The organism is Streptomyces sp. NPDC059785 (genome assembly GCF_042732375.1).
Lineage (GTDB): Bacteria > Actinomycetota > Actinomycetes > Streptomycetales > Streptomycetaceae > Streptomyces.
This window is the reverse complement of the sequence record NZ_JBHWHV010000006.1, coordinates 22,444-38,224: the sequence shown is the minus strand read 5'-3', so window position 1 is coordinate 38,224 and position 15,781 is coordinate 22,444. Positions and strand designations below refer to the sequence as shown.

The window sequence follows — 15,781 nt, the reverse complement described above, 5'->3', positions numbered from 1 at the left end:
GGGGACATGACACAGGCTCTCAGCCCAGCCGGTCGGGCAGCCCGCCCGTGCAGCGGACCTCGCTGCCCGCCGTGATCAGCAGGGCCTCCACGTCCGGGAGCGATTCGAGCCACTGGAGCGCCTGCCGCGAGCCCATCGCGAAGGCCGCGGTCGCCCAGGCGTCGGCCCAGGTCAGCCGGGGCCCCACCACGGTCACGGCGACCAGGTCGGTGACCGCCGACCGGCCGGTGCGCGGGTCCACGATGTGCGCGCCGCGCTCCGCCGTGCCCGAGGTCGCCACGGCCAGTCGGGACACGCCCGCGGCGGACACCACGGCGGCCAGCGCACCGGGCCGCTGCGGATCCGACACCCCGATCCGCCAGGGCCGGTGCGGACCGGGCGCGCCGTAGAGCTGCACGTCGCCGCCGCCGTTCACGCTGACGCCGCTCGCCCCGGCGGTGGCGAGGTGCCGGGCCGCGCGCTCGGCCGCCCAGCCCTTCACGATCCCCGTCGGATCGAGCACCCCCTCGTACGTCGTGCTGAACCAGCCGTCGCTGAGCCGCTCCGCCTCGGCGCCCAGGGCCAGCACCTCGGCGACCTCCGGATCGCACTCCGCCGCGGTCAGCTCACCGCGGGCGAGCCGGGAGATCTGGCTGTCGTCCCGGTAGGTGCTGAACACCCGGTCCACGTGATGCAGCCCGGCGACCGCCTCCTCCAGCGCGGCCCGCACCGCCTCCGGCTCGCCGCCGCGGACGTCGAACGAGAAGACCGTGCCCATGACCTCCTCCGTGTGGCGCAGGGCGGCCGGTGACCCGGCGGTGTCGGCGGGCGGCTCAGACACCGGCCTCGTCCAGCGCGGACTGGAGGGACTTCTTGTAGCCGGCGCTGGTGTACGTGGCTCCGGAGACGGCGTCGATCTGCGCGCTCTGCGCGGTGACGGCCGCTTCGTTCAGCTTGGGGACGGCGTCGGCGGAGACCTGCGTGCTGCGGCCGCCGCTGGGCGCCTTGACGGCCTCCGCCTTGCTGATCGCGCCGCCGTTCACGGTGAGGCGGACCTGTACGGGGCCGTACTGGGTCTGCACGACGTCGCCGTCGACGGTGCGGCTGCCCTCGGGGGCGGGCGCCTGCGACGACGCGGCTCCGCCACCGGAGGCCCCGGAGGAACCGGAGGCCCCGGAGGACCCTGAGGGTTCGGAAGACCCGGAGGATCCGGCGGACCCGGAGGTCTTCGCCTTGTCCAGGGCCGACTGGAGCGACTTCTTGTAGCCGGCGCTGGTGTACGTGGCCCCGGAGACGGCGTCGATGTCGGCGTCCTGGGCGGCCACCGCCTCCTGGTTGAGCTTGGGCACGGCGTCGCCGGAGATCTGGTCGCTGCGGCCCCCGCTGGGCGCCTGTACGGCCTCCGCCTTGGTGACCTTGCCGCCGCTGAGCGTGAGGCGGACCTGCACCGGACCGTACTGGGTCTGCGTCACGCTGCCGGTGACGGTGCCGGACTGCGCGGAGGTGCCGCCCTGCGGCGACTCCTGACCGGCCGCCGACTGCTGCGCGGCGGCCCCGCCCTGCGCCGAGGCGGCGGCGTCGCCGCCCGGTTTCAGCGACAGCAGCAGGACGACCCCGGACACGGTGGCGGCGGTGGCGAGCACGACACGCCGTATGGGATGGCTCTTCTTCATCGTTCTGGACTCCCGATTCCCGTTCTTCCGGTCCCGTCGCTCACATCTCGAACGACTCGTGATGGATGCGGCGGGCGGGGACCCCCGCGCCGCGCAGCGCTTCGTACACCGACTGCGCGAAGCCGGGCGGCCCGCACAGGAAGACGTCGTGCCGGTCGATGTCCGGCATCTTCATCCGCAGGGTCTCGGCCGAGATGTCGGGCCGTTCCCCGTCGGGGCTGTTCACCGCGTACATCAGCCGGGCCCCGCGCTCATCGGCGATCTTGGACAGCTCGTCCCAGAGGGCCAGGTCCTGGGTGCTGTTGGCCCGGTAGAGCAGGGTCAGGTCGCCGGAGGCGCCGGGCAGCGTCTCGAACAGCGCCCGCATCGGCGTGATGCCCACCCCGCCCGCGACCAGCAGCACCTTGCCGCGGCTGCGCCGGGACGCGGTCAGCGCGCCGTACGGCCCCTCGGCCCACACCCGGGTGCCGGGCTCCAGGTCGCGCAGCGCGGCGCTGTGGTCGCCGATCGCCTTGACCGTGATGCGCAGCATCTCGGGGCGCGGCGCCGCCGACAGCGAGTACGGGTGCGAGCTCATCCGCATGCCGGGGGCGAGGAACCGCCAGCGGAAGAACTGCCCCGCCTCCGCGCCCATGCGGTGCAGCTTCCGGCCGCGGATCAGCACCGACACGATGCCCGGCGTCTCCTCGATGACCGCCTCGACCCGCATCCGGTGCCGCAGGTTCAGCCGGATCGGCACGAGCACCCGGTACCACAGCACCAGCGCCGTCACCGACCCGTACAGCCCGTACCAGACGGTCTTCGCGACCGGCTCGACCGCGAACTCGTTCCCGGTCGAGAGCTGGTGCCAGAAGGTCAGGAACACGGCCGCGTACGTCAGCAGGTGCACGTGGTACCAGAAGTCGTACGGGATCCTGCGGCGCACCGGGCCGACCGAGAGGAGGCCGATGAGGATCAGCAGTCCGGTGCCGATCGCCGCCTTGCCCATGTCGGGCAGCTGCTCGACGGAGTCGACGGTCTGCTGGACGATGTCGCCGAAGCCGAGCCCGGCCTGGAGGGCGTACCCCCACATGATCAGGACGAGGTGGGCGAGGACCAGGCAGAGCGTGTAGCGGCCGCTCATCGCGTGCCAGCGCGCCACCCGGTCGGAGCCGACGCGGCGCTCCAGTGCCGGCACCCGGGCCATCTGGAGGACCACGAGCGCCATCAGGTAACCGGCGAGCAGCCCGGTGATGCGTCCCGCGTTGAGGACCCTGCTGGTGTCGTCCGCGATGGACGGGGTGTTGCTCCACCACAGCCAGATCACCCCGGCGGCGCCCGCCCAGACGGCGAGCAGCAGCGGGACGGCGGGGGAGCGGCGGGGGCGGATGCGGCGCATGGTCTGGCGTCGCGCGGCGCGACCACCGGCGATCGTGGACACGGTTCCTCCGTGTTGCTCCGGGTGGACGGGGCAAGGGAAGTGGCCCCCTGGCCCAGAGATACGGGCCGGGGCGGCCGTCCGTTCAGTGCCGGTGGGGAAACCCGGGGCGGAGCAGCGGCGGTTCAGTAGCGGCCCGGCGCCGTCGTCCCGCTGTCCGTGCCGATCGCGATGTGCGGGTCGCGTGCCGGGTCGGCCCACGCCAGGATCCGCCGCATCGCGGACGCGGGCACGGACACGCAGCCCGCCGTCGGGCCGTCCCCGTCGACGTGCAGGAAGATGCCGGCGCCCCGGCCGGGCACCGGGCGGTGGTAGTTGAAGCCGATGACCAGGGCGTGCGCGTACTGGGTGCCGTACGAGACGAGGTGCTCGGACTCGGTGGCGCGGCAGTCGGGCGGGCGGGGTTCGGTCCAGCGGTTGTAGGCGCGGGAGGCGTTGTCCTGGCACCACCAGGAGTCCTGGTGCACCCGGCGGTACGGCACCGTCGTGCCCGGGGGCGCCGCCTTGATCCCGAACCCGTACGGCAGGTCGTACACGCCCGTCGGGGTGGTGTTCGTGCCCTGCTCGCGCGAGGTGCCCTCGACGAGCCCGCCGGAGCCGAAGCGGGCGGGGGCCGAACCGGCCGCCGTCCAGCGGCCGCCGCGCAGGTCCCACCAGGTGACCGTGCCGGTGGTGGACGAGGTCCGCGGCGCCCGCGCGGTGATGAGCTGGCTGCCGCCGCCGGTGTCCGCGGGCCACTGCGCGAGCGCGGCCGGCGGTGCGCCCGGTGTGCTCGCGGCGCCCGGCGCGAGCACGAGCAGGGACGCGGACGCGAGAGCGGCGGCGGCGAGGCGCATGCTCAGACCGTACTGGGCGGCAGCGGCAACGGCAGCCCGGGAAGTCCGTCCAGGCTCGTCGCTACGTGCTCCTTCTTGTGGAAGTAGGCGTCCAGCGAGGCGTCGTCCTCGTGCGCGAACCGCTTGCCGTGCAGGTCGCGGTCCTCCTCGTACGCCATGAAGGGCACCGCGTAGCCGCAGGTGTCGCGGACGAGCTCGGCCGTCACCACGATGATCGCGCGCAGGCCGTGCGGCGTCGGGTCGATGTCGGGGAAGCGGGCGAGCAGCCCGCCGAAGCGGGGGTCGTCACGGAAGACCGGCTCGCCTCGGCCGTGCACCCGGACGATGGTCGGCGGGCCCTGGAAGGCGCACCACATGAGGGTGATCCGCCCGTTCTCCCGCAGGTGCGCGATGGTCTCCGCGTTGCTCCCCGCGAAGTCCAGGTACGCGACCGTGAGTTCGTCGAGCACCGCGAAGGAGCCCGCCAGTCCCTTCGGCGACAGGTTCACCGTGCCGTCCCCGGACAGGGGCGCGGTCGCCGTGAAGAAGATGGGCTGCGCCTCGATGAACGTACGCAGCCTGCCGTCTATGCGCTCATAGGTCTTCCCCATGTCCGACGATTATCGGGCACGGTCGTTCGTTCGTCTAAGGAATTACGGGTTCGGTGCGCAGATCCGGTCGCCGCCGTGCCGGTGTCGCGGTGCCGGCACCGTCCATGGCCGCCCCGGCCGGCGCGCGGGGCGGCCACGGCGCCTGTCACTCGTCGAGAGTGCAGGCGGCCAGTGCTTCCAGCCCTTCGGGCCGGTCGGCGGTGCGGCCGATGGCGGTGGCGATGCGGTTGACGGTGGCGATGCGCTTGTCTTCGAGGGGGCCGAGGATGGCGTTCTGGACGAAGTTGGGTCCGCCCTGTCCGACGGTGTCGACGAGGCGCTGGTTGGCTTCGCTGATCTGGGTGTCGAGGAGGGCGAGGTTGCGGTCGACCTCGGCCTGCGCGGAGGCGGGGATCGCGGGGAGACTGGGCTCGACGTCGGGGCAGTCGATGGTGCCCACGGCGCCGGCGCCGCCTTCGTCGCCCGTGTCACCCGCGTCCCCGGTGTCCTCGCCGCCGGTGCCCTCGGTCGCCGACGCGCTCGCCGTGGGATCGGCCGTCGCGGTGTCCTCCCCGCCGCCGTCGTCCGCCGAGCTCAGCGTGCACGGCGCCAGTGCTTCCAGCCCTTCGGGCCGGTCGGCGGTGCGGCCGATGGCGGTGGCGATGCGGTTGACGGTGGCGATCCGCTTGTCTTCGAGGGGGCCGAGGATGGCGTTCTGGACGAAGTTGGGTCCGCCCTGTCCGACGGTGTCGACGAGGCGCTGGTTGGCTTCGCTGATCTGGGTGTCGAGGAGGGCGAGGTTGCGGTCGACCTCGGCCTGCGCGGAGGCCGGGATCGCGGGCAGGCCGGGCTCGACGTCGGGGCAGTCGACCGTGCCGGGGGACGCCGCGGTACGGCCGTCCCCGCCGCTGTCGTCCGTCTCGCCGGCCAGCGCGTTTCCGGCGATCACCGCGCCGGACAGCACGAGGGCGGCCGCGCCGCCGATCAGCGCCACCCGGCGCTTGTGGTACTTCGGGAGAGCCCTGGACATGCGGATGCCTCACTCGGGTCGGGGGAGTCCTCGGTGCGCACTCATGTGCCGAACGCGGCGCCTGCGTTCGTTCGACAACAGATACGAGAAAGCGCTTCCTCTTGTTCACGCCCGTGGGCCGTGTTTCCCGGCACCCCGCTCCCCGGCCTCTCGCTTTGACGAATCATGCAGGGTTCTGCATACTCATGCATGCAGCGATGGCGCTGCCGGGATTCACCTTCTTCCGAGGAGCACGCAAGTGAGCAGCAACAGCGGTGACGTCCGGCTCTGGGGCGGCCGGTTCGCCGACGGACCCGCCGAGGCCCTGGCCAAGCTGTCCGCGTCGGTCCACTTCGACTGGCGGCTCGCGCCCTACGACATCGCCGGATCGCGTGCCCACGCGCGCGTGCTGCACCAGGCGGACCTGCTCACCCAGGACGAGCTCACGCGCATGATCGCGGGCCTCGACCGGCTCGAGGCGGACGTCGCGGACGGCTCCTTCACCGGCACCATCGCCGACGAGGACGTGCACACCGCCCTGGAGCGCGGTCTGCTGGAGCGGCTCGGCCCCGACCTCGGCGGCAAGCTGCGCGCGGGCCGCTCCCGCAACGACCAGGTCGCGACCCTCTTCCGGATGTACCTGCGCGACCACGCCCGGATCATCGGCGGCCTGCTCGCCGACCTCCAGGACGCGCTGACGGGCCTCGCCGAGGCGCACCCGGACGTCGCCATGCCCGGCCGTACGCACCTCCAGCACGCCCAGCCGGTGCTCTTCGCGCACCACGTCCTCGCGCACGTCCAGGCGCTCTCCCGGGACGCCGAGCGGCTGCGCCAGTGGGACGAGCGCACGGCCGTCTCCCCGTACGGCTCGGGCGCCCTGGCCGGTTCCTCGCTCGGCCTCGACCCGCAGGCCGTCGCCCGGGACCTCGGTTTCGAGCACGGCAGCGCGGCCAACTCCATCGACGGCACCGCCTCCCGGGACTTCGTCGCCGAGTTCGCCTTCATCACCGCGATGATCGGCGTGAACCTCTCCCGGATCGCGGAGGAGGTCATCATCTGGAACACGAAGGAGTTCTCCTTCGTCACCCTGCACGACGCCTTCTCGACCGGCTCCTCGATCATGCCGCAGAAGAAGAACCCGGACATCGCCGAGCTGGCGCGCGGCAAGTCCGGCCGGCTGATCGGCAATCTGACCGGCCTGATGGCGACCCTCAAGGCCCTCCCGCTCGCGTACAACCGCGACCTCCAGGAGGACAAGGAGCCGGTCTTCGACTCCTGCGACCAGCTCGAGATCCTGCTGCCCGCCTTCACCGGCATGATGGCCACGCTCACCGTCAACCGCGAGCGCATGGAGGAGCTGGCCCCGGCCGGTTTCTCGCTCGCCACCGACATCGCCGAGTGGCTGGTCAAGCAGGGCGTGCCGTTCCGTGTCGCGCACGAGGTCGCGGGCGAGTGCGTCAAGGTCGCCGAGGCCGACGGCAAGGAGCTGGACGGCCTCACCGACGAGCAGTTCGCGAAGATCTCCCCGCACCTGACGCCGGACGTGCGCTCCGTGCTCAACGTCCCGGGCGCCCTCGCCTCCCGTGACGGCCGCGGCGGCACCGCGCCCTCCGCGGTCGCCGCCCAGCTCGCCGAGCTCAAGACGGACGTGGCCGCCCAGCACACGTGGGCGAACGCGAAGAAGTAGGAGCCTGTGTCATATCTCCGGCCGGGATATGGCGCAGGCCCAACCGCCGGGGCGGGTGCCCGGAGTCCGGCCGGATTTCGGGCACCCGTCCCCGCACCGCGAAAAGGATCACGGGTTACGTTGGTCGGCAGCCGTAGAAGCCGACCCCACGGAGCACCGCGATGCCCTTCGCCCGACTCGCCTCGGCGACCACCCCGACCGCCCACCTCGGCCTGGGCCTCGCCGCCGTGGGCCGCCCCGGCTACATCAACCTCGGCCGCGACACCGACCTCCCGGAGGACCGCAGCGTCGAGGCCCTGCGCGAGCGTACCCACGCTCTCCTGGACGCCGCCTACGCCCAGGGCGTGCGCTACTTCGACGCCGCCCGCTCCTACGGCCGCTCCGAGGAGTTCCTGGCCGGCTGGCTGCGCGACCATCCCGAGGCCGACGACGTCGTCATCGGCAGCAAGTGGGGCTACACCTACACCGCCGGCTGGCGCACCGACGCCGAGCGGCACGAGGTCAAGGACCACGCCCTCGCCACGTACGAGCGGCAGCGCGCGGAGACCGCGGAACTGCTCGGCGGCCGGCTCGACCTCTACCAGATCCACTCGGTGACGCCGGACAGCCCGGCCCTGACCGACAAGGAGCTGCACGCCAGGCTGGCCGAGGCGGCGGCCGGGGGCCTCGCCGTGGGCTTCTCCACCAGCGGTCCCGCGCAGGCCGACGCGATCCGCGCCGCACTCGCCGTGACGGTCGACGGCGCCCCCCTCTTCCGTACCGTCCAGTCCACGTACAACGTGCTGGAGACCTCCGCAGGGCCCGCGCTGGCCGAGGCGCACGCGGCCGGGCTCACGGTGATCGTCAAGGAGGGCATGGCCAACGGCCGGCTCGCCGCCCCGCACGCGCCCGCGGCGGTCGGGGAGATCGCCGCCGCGACCGGCCTCGGCGCCGACGCGGTCGCCCTCGCGCTGATCCTGCGCCGGCCCTGGGCGGGCGTCGTGCTCTCGGGCGCGGCCACCACGGGACAGCTCGCCTCGAACCTGCACGCCGCGGCCGTCGACCTCGACGACGAGCAGGTGGCCCGCCTCGACGCCCTGGCTGAGGACCCGCGCGCCTACTGGGAGCACCGCGGACAGCTTCCCTGGCACTGAGCGCCTGTGTCATGTCCCCGGCCGGGCGCGCGACACAGGCTCGGAGCCGCGTGGATCACCACCGGTGACGGTGCTGATCCACGCGTGCCGCGCATGAGACATCTGTGTCTCACATGGGTTACACTCGTCTCATGGCTGTCGAACGTGACCACGTGCTCCGCAGTGCCGCCGCCCTGCTGACCCGGAAAGCCACCGCGACCATGGACGAGGTCGCCAGAGCCGCCGGGATCAGCCGGGCCACGCTGCACCGCCGGTTCGCCGGGCGCGACGCCCTGGTACGGGCCCTTGAGGACCTCGGCATCCGGGAGTGCGAGACGGCCCTGGACGCGGCCCGGCTCGACGAGGGCGCGGCGAGCGACGCCGTGCGCCGCCTGGTGAAGGAGATCGAGCCGGCGGCCGGGCTGCTCGCCTTCCTCGTCACCGAGAACCAGCTCTTCGAGGGCGACGCCCAGCACGAGGGCTGGGCCCGGCTCGACGCCCGGATCGCCGCGCTGTTCCGGCGCGGCCAGGAGAGCGGCGAGTTCCGTATCGACCTCACCCCCGCCTGGCTGACCGAGGCGCTCTACGGGCTGATCGGCTCGGGCGCCTGGGCGGTGCTGGACGGCCGGGTGGCCGCCAAGGACTTCCAGTTCATGATCGTCGAGCTGCTGCTCGGCGGCGCCGTACGGAGAGTGGCACCATGACCGGCACCCAGCAGCGCACGGCCCCGCGCGAGGACACGGCGGCGGAGCGGCGCCCGGGACGCTGGCTCGCCCTGTCCGTGCTCGTCCTCGCCGTGCTCCTGGTGGCCGTCGACGCGACCGTCCTCGGCCTCGCCACGCCGTACATCAGCGAGGACCTGAAGCCCTCCGGCACCCAGCTGCTGTGGATCGGGGACGTCTACTCGTTCGTCATCGCGGGCTTCCTCGTCTCCATGGGCAGCCTCGGCGACCGCATCGGCCGCAAGAAGCTGCTGCTCATCGGCGCCACCGCGTTCGGCGCGCTCTCCGTGCTCAACGCCTACGCGACGACCCCGGAGCTGATGATCGCGGCGCGGGCCCTGCTCGGCGTCGCGGGCGCGACCCTGATGCCCGCCACGCTCGCCCTGATCCGCAACCTCTTCCACGACCCGCGCGAACGCAGCCTGGCGATCGGCATATGGGGCGCCACCGCGTCCGCGGGCACGGCGGTCGGCCCGGTGGCGGGCGGCTTCCTGCTCGAACACTTCTGGTGGGGCTCGGTCTTCCTGATCAACCTGCCGGTGATGGCGGTGCTCGTCCTCGTCGGCAGCCGGCTGCTGCCCGAGTCGCGCAACCCCGGCGGCGGGCCCTGGGACCTGGTCAGCGTCGCCCTCTCCCTCGTCGGCATGATCGGCGTCGTGTACGCGGTCAAGGAGCTGGCCTCGCACGGGTTCGCCTGGCCGCCGGTGGCCGTCGGCCTGCTCGGTGCCGCCGCCCTGTACGCCTTCGTACGCCGTCAGCTCACCCTGACCGCACCGCTGCTGGACATGCGGCTGTTCCGCAACCGTGGCTTCTCGGGGGCCGTCCTCGCCGATCTGCTGACCGTGCTCGGACTGTCCGGACTGGTCTTCTTCCTCTCGCAGTACCTGCAACTCGTCCAGGGCAGACGGCCGTTCGAGGCGGGGCTCGCCGAACTGCCCGCCGCGATCGGCGCGGTCGCGGCGGGGCTGGTCGCGGGCACGGCCGCCCGGCGGTTCTCGGTGCGCGCGGTGGTCTCCGGCGGTCTGGCCGCCGTCGGCCTCGCGCTCGCCTCGCTCACCCTGCTCACCGAGTCCACCGGCTATCCGCTGCTCGGCGGCGCGCTCCTGGCCGTCGGCGTCGGCGCCGGCCTCTCGTTCACGGTCACCGCCGACGTGATCCTCTCCAGCGTGCCCAAGGAGCAGGCGGGCGCGGCGTCCGCGGTCTCCGAGACGGCGTACGAACTCGGCGCCGCGCTCGGCATCGCCGTGCTCGGCTCGATCGTGACCGGCGTGTACCGCGGCTTCACCGGCCCGGCGGGCTCCCCGGCCGCGGCCCGCGAGTCCCTGGGCGGCGCCGTCGAGTCGGCCGCCGGACTGCCCGCCGACACCGCGGACGCGCTGCTGGCGGCGGCCCGGGGCGCCTTCGTGGACGGGCTGACGCTGGCCGCAGGCGCGGGCGCGGTGGTGCTGCTCGCGACGGCGGTGGCGGCCTGGTTCATGCTGCGCGGGCAGCGGCTGGAGGACGGGGACGGGGGTGGCTCGGGGCATTCGTGACGGTGACGGAGGGGCCCCGGAGCCGCCTGCCCCAGGCTGCCGAACTGCCGTGGGCTCGCCGTTACGTGCCGCCGGGCCGCCGGCGGGCTGCGGGTCCGCCTGCCACGGCTCGCGGAGGCCGTGGGCCGTTCCCCGGACCGGTGACGGCCCCACTGGGCGGGGCCGCCGTCCCGAGGCGCCGAGGGGCTGCCGAGCCCGCCGCCCGGAGCGCCGAGGGGAGCACCTCGACGCCGACGGCGGGCCGCCCCGAAGGGTGGCCCGCCGTCGTGGAAGTCGCGGAAACCGAACAGCGCGAGCGTTACGCGGCCTTCGCCTTGGTGGCGTACATGTCCACGTACTCCTGGCCCGACAGGCGCATGACCTCGGTCATCACCGAGTCGGTCACGGCACGCAGGACATAGCGGTCGCGGTCCATGCCCTCGTACCGGGAGAACTCCATCGCCTCGCCGAAGCGGACCGTGACACGGCCGGGGCGCGGGATGCCGGAGCCGCCCGGCTGGAGCTTGTCGGTGCCGATCATGGCGAACGGGACGACGGGGGCGCCGGTCATCAGGGTGAGCCGGGCGATGCCGGTGCGCCCGCGGTAGAGGCGGCCGTCGGGGGAGCGGGTGCCCTCGGGGTAGATGCCGAAGATCCGCCCCTCCTCCAGGATCCGGCGGCCGGTCATCAGCGCCGCGACACCGCCGTTGGCGCCGTCCCGGTCCACCGGGATCATGCCGGTGCCGGTGAAGAACCAGGCCATGAGGCGGCCCTTGAAGCCCTTGCCGGTCACGTACTCGTCCTTGCCGATGAAGAAGACCTGACGGTCGCAGACCAGCGGGAGGATCAACGAGTCGATGAACGTGAGGTGGTTGCCGGCGAGGATGACCGGGCCCTCGCCCGGGATGTTCTCCACGCCCTCCGCCTTCAGTCGGAACATCAGGCGCACGATCGGTCCGAGCACTGCCTTGATGAGCGCGAAGCGGGACAACGGGCCCTCCGGTGTCAAGGTTTTCGGTATGAGTCTGTGCAGGTGAGGACGATACTCGTGGCTCCCGGGTGATTGCACATCGGGTTCACCGACCCGATACGAGGTGTTGACGCACGTTTACCTGCGGCGGCGCCCGGTTGCCCGGCCGCCCGCCGGGGCGCAGGATGTGACGGACGTCGCGCCGGGTGCCGGCCGGCGGGTGGATCAGGGGGAGCGATGGGGTACTTCGTGGTGGCCGTAGCCGTACCGTTCGTGATCGTCGCCGCAGCCGTGACCGCGCTCGTCCGCAGGGACCGCCGCCGGTTCGCCGGCGGGCACGACTCCGCGGGCATCGAGGCGCGCGCGACCCGCGGACTGCGCGACGCACGCGGCAGGGCCCACGCCGCCGACCACTTCGCCGGGTCCGCCGGACTCGGCGCCCTCCGCGACCGCGACGGCCACGGCGACCACTGAGCCGGGTACCCAGGATCCCGGCCCCAAACTTGACGGAACGTCACCACTCGTTCCCCGTACGACATCCAGCGTCACCTCCGTGTTCCCTCCGGGGTCTCCCTGTGGTCATCCACGGGCACCTACGATCGTCCCGCTTTGACAGGTGCAAGGCGGAAGGCGAGAGGAGCGCTCATGGGGACGCAGGGGTCGAACGAGCAGGAACGGGGCACGGCGCGGCGGGCACTGCTCGGCGCGGCGGTGCTCGGCGCCGGGGGAGCCGTCCTCGGCCTGCCCGGTGCGGCGAGCGCCGCCGCGCGGCACGGCAGCGGCGGCTACCGCGCTCTGCCCACGCCGACCGTCATAGCGCACCGCGGAGCCAGCGGCTACCGCCCCGAGCACACCCTCGGCTCGTACCAGCTCGCCCTGGACATGGGCGCGCACGTCATCGAGGCCGGGGACCTGGTGCCCACCAAGGACGGCCACCTGGTGTGCCGGCACGAGCCGGAGATCGGCGGCACCACGGACGTCGCCGACCACCCCGAGTTCGCCGGCCGCAAGACCACCAAGAGCCTCGACGGGGTCGCCACCACCGGCTGGTTCACCGAGGACTTCACGCTCGCCGAGCTGAAGACCCTGCGCGCCGCCGAGCGCATCCCCGGCACCCGCCCGCACAACACCCTCTACAACGGGCGCTGGGAGATCCCCACCTTCGAGGAGGTGCTGCGCTGGCAGGACGAGCAGACCCGCAAGCGCGGCAAGCAGGTCTGGATCTACCCCGAGGTCAAGCACCCCACCTACTTCCGGGGGCTCGGCCTCGGCGTCGAGGAGCGGCTGGCCAGGATCCTGCGCAAGCACGGCAAGGACGGCAGGAACGCGCCGGTCATCATCCAGTCCTTCGAGCCGACCAGCATCCAGCGGCTGGACAAGCTGGTGGACAACCCGCTCGCCGTGCTCCTGTCGACTGCGAGCAGCCGCCCCTACGACTTCGTCGACACGGGCGACCCGCGTACGGTCGCCGACCTGATCACGCCCAAGGGGCTCAAGGAGATCGCGACGTACGCGCAGGGCATCGGGCCCACGCTCGACCTGATCATCCCCAGGGACGCGAGCGGCGCCCTCGGCACGCCGACCACCCTGGTCGCCGACGCGCACAAGGCGGGCCTGATCCTGCACCCGTACACGATGCGCAACGAGAACACCTTCCTGCCCGCGAACTTCCGCAAGGGCAGCGACCCGACCGCCTACGGCGACGCCTTCGGCGCCTTCCAGGCGTACTTCGAGACGGGCATCGACGGCATCTTCTCCGACAACGCCGACACCGCGCTGCTGGCCCGCGCGGACTTCGTCAACGGATGACCCGCGCACCCCGGATGGGATGAACCGACGGCCGCCCCGGCAACTTATGCCGGGGCGGCCACGTCGTGCTGCATATGACACACGAAATGGTTGTCGCTCTGCGTCCCCTGCTGATCGCGGAGGCGTCGGCCGAGGCATATGCGTCCGGCGTGGAGGCGGGCGATCTGGAACAGGCCGTCTGGGTGCGTCTGCTCGAGCGCCTCGACACGGACGGCCCACCGGTGAACCCCGAGGGCTGGCTGCGCCGCGCCATCCGCTCCGAGGCCCGCCGCACCAGCCGCGCGGTGCGCCGGGAGCGGCCGTACGGGGCCGAGCCGGCCGACGACCGCGAGACCCGCCCCGAGCAGCAGGTACTCACCGCGGCACGGCACCGCGCGCTGCACGAGGCGGTGCGCAGGCTCCCCGGCCGCTGCCCGAAGCTGCTGGCGGCACTGCTGTCCCCCAAGGACCTGACGTACCGGGAGATCGCAGGCGAGTTGGGTATCTCACAGGGGAGTCTGGGTCCGGAACGTTCCAGATGCCTGGGATGTCTGCGTCGTTCGCTGGCCCCGGAGGTTGCGGGCGTCGAACGGCGGGGATAGGAGTGGGGGAAACCGGTGGAACAGGTGAGCGGGAGGCATGCACACATGGGCATGAGCGTGACCATCTCGGAGGCGACCGAGCAGGACGCCGAGCAGATCCTCAAGCTGCAGTACCTCTGCTACCAGAGCGAGGCCGAGCTGTACGGCGACTACAGCATCGAACCGCTCACCCAGCCGCTCGACTCGCTCAAGGCCGAGCTGGCCGCGGGCAAGTTCCTGGTGGCCCGGCTGGGCGACGAGGTGGTGGCCTCCGTGCGCGGCGTCGTGGACGCCGACGGCACGGCCCGTATCAACAAGCTCATCGTGCACCCCCGCATGCAGCGCCACGGCCTCGGCGGCCGGCTCCTCGCCGCCATCGAGACGCAGCTCGGCGCGGACGGCGGGGCCAAGTCGTACACGCTCTTCACGGGCCACCGCAGCGAGCACAACCTGCGGCTGTACCGCAAGCACGGCTACGCGCAGATCTCCACGGAGCGGATCGACGACCGGCTCACCCTGGTGACGCTGGCGAAGGAGGCGGAGGCGAGCGCGTTCGTCGCCAGCGCGTAGGCGCTCCGCCGGGTTTGCGGGGTTCGGTGGACGTGGGTGAGCTCGGCTGCGGCGGGCGGGGGGACGGGACTCTGTGTGTGGGTCGGCTGCGGGCCGGTGGGGGCTGGGCGCGCGGCTCCCCGCGCCCCTTACGGCGCGCCCCCTTCGGGGGCGCGTTCCCCCTCACGCTGTCGGGCGGGACTTGCGCAGCCAGTACATCGCCGTCAGCGGCAGCAGTACCGGGATGAAGAGGTAGCCCATCCCGTAGTCCGACCACACCGTGGCGTCGGGGAAGGCGGACTTGTCGGCCAGGGTCCACGTCCCGACGACGAGCACCCCGGCCAGCTCGGCGGCGCAGCAGGCGAGCGCCGCCTTGCGGGCCGTCTCGCCGCCGCGCACGAGCGAGTACGTGATGAAGCCGTAGACGACCCCCGCGACCGCCGACAGGGAGTAGGCGAGCGGGGCCTTGTCGAACTCGGTGGAGATCTGCACGGCGGACCGCGAGACGGCGCCGACGACCATCACGCCGTACAGCCAGACCAGCAGCATGCCGGGCCCGCTGATGAGCCGGGTCCGCGTCCGCTTCTCGTCCTTGCCGTCCGGCACGGTCGGAGCAGAGCTCTGCCCCGACGCGGTCGGGGCAGAGCTCTGCTCCGACTTGGTCGGCGTGCTGCCGTTCTTCTCCGTGGCCGCCATCTCAGCCTCCCCAGATGTCGTAGAGCCGTACTTCGAGCACGGCGAGGACCACGCCGCCGGCCGCCGCGGTCACCGAGCCCCAGCGGGTGCGCTCGGCCAGCGACATGAAGCCGGCGGCCGGCAGGCACGCGAAGGCGCCCAGGAGATAGGCGACGAAGATCGTCGTGCCCTGGTCCGGCTTCTCGCCGCGCGCGAGCTGGACGATACCGACGACGAGCTGGACGAGCGCGAGCAGCGACACCACGGCCATGCCGATGAGGTGCCAGTCCTTGGTGGGCTCATCGCGGTAGGCGGCCCAGCCGCACCAGGCGGCGAGCACGAGCGCGGCGACGGCCGTGGCGACCGTCAGGGCATCAAGCATGCCGCGACCCTATTACGCCCCAAAAGACCCGCCGCGCGCGACCCCGGGCGGGCCTGGGCCACGCCCGGACCGGACCCGGACCGCACCCGGGCCGTCCGCGCATGCCGTCCTCCGACCCGCAGCGCATGCCCCCCGGCCCTCGCGTGCCCCGTCCGGCCGTCCGCGTGGACGGCGGCACCCGCGCTCGGCGGCACCCACGCGGCAGCCGCTCCCGCGAGGCCGCCCGCGCCCGCGCCCCCGCCGTCGTGGCATTGGACACAGCACCCGGACACCCGGCGGACAGGCCGTCGCGGGGGCGAGGGGGCGCTGGGCCGCGTCCTC

General features: G+C 72.9%; 17 protein-coding genes. 8 read left to right on the top strand and 9 right to left on the bottom strand.

Annotation, left to right across the window (positions count from 1 at the left end; translation table 11 throughout):
- Nucleotides 1-19: 19 nt before the first annotated feature.
- The 6 genes from ACFV6E_RS06235 to ACFV6E_RS06210 all read right to left on the bottom strand — a co-directional run bounded on the left by ACFV6E_RS06235 (nucleotide 20) and on the right by ACFV6E_RS06210 (nucleotide 5,504).
- The gene (locus tag ACFV6E_RS06235) at nucleotides 20-757 is read right to left on the bottom strand and encodes an FAD:protein FMN transferase (protein ID WP_385167507.1); all 738 of its coding nucleotides are present in this window, start codon (nucleotides 755-757) and stop codon (nucleotides 20-22) included.
- A 55-nt stretch (nucleotides 758-812) separates the two neighbouring features.
- Nucleotides 813-1,652, bottom strand: a complete 840-nt coding sequence (locus ACFV6E_RS06230) for an FMN-binding protein (RefSeq protein WP_385459655.1) — start codon at nucleotides 1,650-1,652, stop codon at nucleotides 813-815.
- 40 nt (nucleotides 1,653-1,692) lie between these two features.
- Entirely contained in the window at nucleotides 1,693-3,030 is a 1,338-nt protein-coding gene (locus ACFV6E_RS06225; protein WP_385167505.1) for a ferric reductase-like transmembrane domain-containing protein, read from the bottom strand.
- 164 nt (nucleotides 3,031-3,194) lie between these two features.
- On the bottom strand, nucleotides 3,195-3,905 hold the full coding sequence (locus ACFV6E_RS06220; protein WP_385167445.1) for a L,D-transpeptidase: 711 nt from the start codon (nucleotides 3,903-3,905) through the stop codon (nucleotides 3,195-3,197).
- Between the two features lie 2 nt (nucleotides 3,906-3,907).
- Entirely contained in the window at nucleotides 3,908-4,495 is a 588-nt protein-coding gene (locus ACFV6E_RS06215; RefSeq protein ID WP_385459653.1) for a pyridoxamine 5'-phosphate oxidase family protein, read from the bottom strand.
- A gap of 145 nt (nucleotides 4,496-4,640) precedes the next feature.
- Nucleotides 4,641-5,504, bottom strand: coding sequence for a hypothetical protein (locus ACFV6E_RS06210; protein WP_385459651.1), 864 nt, complete (start codon nucleotides 5,502-5,504; stop codon nucleotides 4,641-4,643).
- A gap of 238 nt (nucleotides 5,505-5,742) precedes the next feature.
- On the opposite strand from ACFV6E_RS06210, the gene argH reads away from it, so the two are divergent.
- From argH to ACFV6E_RS06190, 4 genes are all read left to right on the top strand, one after another.
- Nucleotides 5,743-7,170, top strand: a complete 1,428-nt coding sequence (gene argH / locus ACFV6E_RS06205) for an argininosuccinate lyase (RefSeq protein WP_385169573.1) — start codon at nucleotides 5,743-5,745, stop codon at nucleotides 7,168-7,170.
- Nucleotides 7,171-7,331: 161 nt separating this feature from the next.
- The gene (locus tag ACFV6E_RS06200; protein ID WP_385169571.1) at nucleotides 7,332-8,303 is read left to right on the top strand and encodes an aldo/keto reductase; all 972 of its coding nucleotides are present in this window, start codon (nucleotides 7,332-7,334) and stop codon (nucleotides 8,301-8,303) included.
- Nucleotides 8,304-8,434: 131 nt separating this feature from the next.
- Nucleotides 8,435-8,986, top strand: coding sequence for a TetR/AcrR family transcriptional regulator (locus tag ACFV6E_RS06195; RefSeq protein WP_385169568.1), 552 nt, complete (start codon nucleotides 8,435-8,437; stop codon nucleotides 8,984-8,986).
- The gene (locus ACFV6E_RS06190) at nucleotides 8,983-10,536 is read left to right on the top strand and encodes an MFS transporter (RefSeq protein WP_385459649.1); all 1,554 of its coding nucleotides are present in this window, start codon (nucleotides 8,983-8,985) and stop codon (nucleotides 10,534-10,536) included. The genes ACFV6E_RS06195 and ACFV6E_RS06190 overlap by 4 nt, the downstream gene beginning before the upstream one ends.
- A gap of 298 nt (nucleotides 10,537-10,834) precedes the next feature.
- Here ACFV6E_RS06190 and ACFV6E_RS06185 read toward each other — a convergent pair whose 3' ends face one another.
- Complete coding sequence (locus ACFV6E_RS06185; RefSeq protein ID WP_385459647.1) at nucleotides 10,835-11,524, bottom strand: lysophospholipid acyltransferase family protein; 690 nt, start codon at nucleotides 11,522-11,524, stop codon at nucleotides 10,835-10,837.
- Nucleotides 11,525-11,722: 198 nt separating this feature from the next.
- Here ACFV6E_RS06185 and ACFV6E_RS06180 point away from each other — a divergent pair, with 198 nt between their 5' ends.
- The 4 genes from ACFV6E_RS06180 (at nucleotide 11,723) to ACFV6E_RS06165 (ending at nucleotide 14,424) form a co-directional block, all read left to right on the top strand.
- Entirely contained in the window at nucleotides 11,723-11,959 is a 237-nt protein-coding gene (locus ACFV6E_RS06180; protein WP_385459645.1) for a hypothetical protein, read from the top strand.
- 171 nt (nucleotides 11,960-12,130) lie between these two features.
- On the top strand, nucleotides 12,131-13,294 hold the full coding sequence (locus ACFV6E_RS06175; RefSeq protein ID WP_385459644.1) for a glycerophosphodiester phosphodiesterase: 1,164 nt from the start codon (nucleotides 12,131-12,133) through the stop codon (nucleotides 13,292-13,294).
- A 74-nt stretch (nucleotides 13,295-13,368) separates the two neighbouring features.
- Entirely contained in the window at nucleotides 13,369-13,875 is a 507-nt protein-coding gene (locus ACFV6E_RS06170; protein WP_385169556.1) for a sigma-70 family RNA polymerase sigma factor, read from the top strand.
- Between the two features lie 45 nt (nucleotides 13,876-13,920).
- Nucleotides 13,921-14,424: a GNAT family N-acetyltransferase gene (locus tag ACFV6E_RS06165; protein WP_385169554.1), complete on the top strand. Its 504-nt coding sequence runs from the start codon at nucleotides 13,921-13,923 to the stop codon at nucleotides 14,422-14,424.
- Between the two features lie 162 nt (nucleotides 14,425-14,586).
- Here the strand turns inward: ACFV6E_RS06165 and ACFV6E_RS06160 are convergent, their stop codons facing one another.
- Together ACFV6E_RS06160 and ACFV6E_RS06155 are read right to left on the bottom strand one after the other, a co-directional pair.
- On the bottom strand, nucleotides 14,587-14,952 hold the full coding sequence (locus ACFV6E_RS06160; RefSeq protein WP_385169585.1) for a hypothetical protein: 366 nt from the start codon (nucleotides 14,950-14,952) through the stop codon (nucleotides 14,587-14,589).
- A 148-nt stretch (nucleotides 14,953-15,100) separates the two neighbouring features.
- On the bottom strand, nucleotides 15,101-15,460 hold the full coding sequence (locus tag ACFV6E_RS06155; RefSeq protein ID WP_385169551.1) for a hypothetical protein: 360 nt from the start codon (nucleotides 15,458-15,460) through the stop codon (nucleotides 15,101-15,103).
- Nucleotides 15,461-15,781: the final 321 nt, after the last annotated feature.